Here is a 2,124-nt window from a genome sequence, read left to right on the forward strand (position 1 = left end):
TGAATACCTAGGGTTTCCCGTTGACGCCCACGTCATCCCATGTTATCCCATGAACTCCCGTAATCCAGCCAAACCGGCCCAGCCGGCGCCCGCTGTCCGGGCAGGGGAGTGCGGGCGAACCCAGGCGGTGGGGTCGCCCCAACAGGAAATGAGTGCGGCCAATGGAGTCGTTCCGGGGGCGTTTCACGAACAAGATCGATGCGAAGGGCCGCGTCTCCGTGCCGGCCAAGTTTCGCGCGATCGTGATCGCCCAGGGTCTCAACGGCATCATCTGCTCACCGTCGTTCAAGGGCGCATATCTCGAAGCGGGCGGGCCTGCCTATGGCGCCATGCTTGACCAGATGATCAATCGCCTCGGCATGTTCTCCGACGCTCACGACAATCTCGCTGCCGCGCTCTATGGCGAAAGCCAGGACCTGTCGTTCGATGGCGACGGTCGCATCGTTCTGCCCGAAGAAATGCGTGCGCATGCAAATATCACCGATGAGGCAATGTTCGTCGGCTTCGGTGCGCGCTTCCTGATCTGGGAGCCCAAGGCCTATGAGGCCTTCCGCGCCAACGCGCTCGGCGATGCGAAATCGCTTGGCGATCTGTTGCAGCCTGTCGATGGCGTCGCCGTTCCGCCGCGCCCTGTCGGAGGCGGCATATGAGCAAGGTTCCCCATATTCCCGTCATGCTCGCCGATGTGCTGGACGTGCTGCAGCCCAGAGACGGTGGCCTCTACGTGGACGGCACCTTCGGGGCGGGCGGCTATACGAGCGCCATTCTCGGCAGCGCCAATTGCGCCGTGCTGGCGATCGACCGCGATCCCAATGCGATTTTGCGCGGCCGCGAGCTTCAGTCGAAATTTGCTGGCCGGTTGACGCTGATCGAAGGTTGCTTCGGCGACATGGCGCAGCTTGTGCGCGGTCTCGGCCATGAAGCCGTTGACGGTGTCGTGCTCGACGTTGGTGTTTCGTCGATGCAGATCGATGAAGCCGAACGCGGCTTCTCGTTCCAGAAGGACGGTCCGCTCGACATGCGCATGAGCGGGCAGGGGCTTTCCGCCGCTGAAGTGGTCAACACGTTTGACGAGTTCGATCTTGCGCGCATCATCGCGGTCTATGGCGAAGAGAAACGGGCGCGCGCTGTCGCCAAGGCGATTGTCGCGGCGCGTAGCGAAACCGAGTTTGCGCGCACGCTGGAGCTTGCCAACCTCGTCGAGCGCGTCATCGGTCGTCGCCCGCAGGATCGCATTCATCCGGCGACGCGCACGTTTCAGGCGCTGCGGATTTTCGTCAATGACGAGCTGGGTCAGCTCGCGCATGGTCTGTCCGATGCTGAGCATCTGCTGCGCGAAGGCGGCGTGCTTGCCGCCGTTGCCTTCCATTCGCTCGAAGACCGGCTGGTGAAGCGTTTCTTTACCGCGCGCACGGGTCGTGCGGCGCGCGCCAATCGTTTCATGCCGGAACGCGACGAGACGGCGCCGTCGTTTCGCGAGATCGCGCATAAAGCGCGTAAGGCGTCCGACGCCGAAGCCGAGATCAATCCGCGCGCGCGCTCTGCGAAGCTGCGTGCCGCCGAGCGCACATCGGCTCCGGCAGTCCCGCTCGACGTTGCCGCGCTTGGCATTGCGCGCATGCCCTCCATGGCGGAGATCGGCGCATGATCCGTGTCCTCAACATCGTTCTGGTTGTTGCGGTCATCGCCCTGTCGATCGGCCTCTACGACATCAAGTATCGCGCTGAAGCGGCGGAGAAGCGCGCGCAGCAGATCGAGCGCGACATTACGAGCGAGCAGGAAGGCATTCGCGTCCTGCGTGCCGAGTGGAGCTATCTCAATCAGCCTGAGCGCGTTCAGGAACTTGCCCAGCGCTATACGAAGCTTGAACCGCTGAAGGCGGCGCAGATCGGCTCCTTTGCCGATGTGCCGATGCCGCACAAGACCGATGATTTCTATTCGCCTTCGAGCCGCAAGCCGCTGGGCGGTTATGCGGGCGTTGCGCCGTCGGATCTCGGCGCCGGTGAAAGGACGATCCGATGATCGGCCGTCGCAACCAGCAAAACCAGCCGCGCGGGCGCATTATCGTCGCAGGTCATGACGCCATCGCAAAGCGGCGCATGCCGCATGGGGGCGGGCATGAAG

3 protein-coding genes are annotated in these 2,124 nt (G+C 63.4%); all 3 read left to right on the forward strand.

Annotated features, from left to right (window positions below; genetic code table 11):
- The first annotated feature begins 161 nt into the window (after positions 1-161).
- The 3 genes from WA943_RS12445 to ftsL are packed head-to-tail and all read left to right on the forward strand — an operon-like array spanning position 162 to position 2,022.
- On the forward strand, positions 162-650 hold the full coding sequence (locus tag WA943_RS12445; protein WP_424470202.1) for a division/cell wall cluster transcriptional repressor MraZ: 489 nt from the start codon (positions 162-164) through the stop codon (positions 648-650).
- Positions 647-1,648: a 16S rRNA (cytosine(1402)-N(4))-methyltransferase RsmH gene (gene rsmH / locus WA943_RS12450; RefSeq protein ID WP_424470203.1), complete on the forward strand. Its 1,002-nt coding sequence runs from the start codon at positions 647-649 to the stop codon at positions 1,646-1,648. Before WA943_RS12445 ends, rsmH begins: the two co-directional genes overlap by 4 nt.
- Positions 1,645-2,022: a cell division protein FtsL gene (ftsL, locus tag WA943_RS12455; RefSeq protein ID WP_424470204.1), complete on the forward strand. Its 378-nt coding sequence runs from the start codon at positions 1,645-1,647 to the stop codon at positions 2,020-2,022. The genes rsmH and ftsL overlap by 4 nt, the downstream gene beginning before the upstream one ends.
- Positions 2,023-2,124: the final 102 nt, after the last annotated feature.

This window comes from Parvibaculum sp., from assembly GCF_049651025.1.
Lineage (GTDB): Bacteria > Pseudomonadota > Alphaproteobacteria > Parvibaculales > Parvibaculaceae > Parvibaculum.

What these genes read in the sequence shown, in the direction of transcription:
- WA943_RS12445 (WP_424470202.1), top strand. Translation starts at nt 162, where the DNA reads ATGGAGTCGTTCCGGGGGCGTTTCACGAACAAGATCGATGCGAAGGGC.
- rsmH (WP_424470203.1), top strand. Translation starts at nt 647, where the DNA reads ATGAGCAAGGTTCCCCATATTCCCGTCATGCTCGCCGATGTGCTGGAC.
- ftsL (WP_424470204.1), top strand. Translation starts at nt 1,645, where the DNA reads ATGATCCGTGTCCTCAACATCGTTCTGGTTGTTGCGGTCATCGCCCTG.